The organism is Sphaerospermopsis reniformis (genome assembly GCF_005402885.1).
GTDB classification, from domain to species: Bacteria; Cyanobacteriota; Cyanobacteriia; order Cyanobacteriales; family Nostocaceae; genus Sphaerospermopsis; species Sphaerospermopsis kisseleviana.
Window position 1 is genome coordinate 1 of the sequence record NZ_BJCE01000677.1, and the last position, 207, is coordinate 207.

General features: G+C 40.1%; 1 protein-coding gene. It reads right to left on the bottom strand.

Annotated elements, in window-relative coordinates; all coding sequences use genetic code 11:
- A partial coding sequence (locus FFR48_RS28815) for an ISAs1 family transposase (RefSeq protein ID WP_137669658.1) occupies window positions 1-207 on the bottom strand: 207 nt, incomplete at both ends.

The following is a 207-nucleotide window of genomic DNA, read 5'->3' on the forward strand; positions in this document are numbered from 1 at the left end:
CTGTAATCTCGTTGGATTTATCTTCTACTTTCATCTGTGCCAAGACCAAATTCTGTTCACTTGCCCAGGCACTAATGACATGCAATGCTGATTTCCCTTGATTTCGGTCGTAAGAACCCCTAATTGTTTTTCCGTCTATGGGAATTATTTCTCCTCCCATGTTTGTCACTAGGGTTTCTATCCATCTGCTGAAACAACGATTTAATT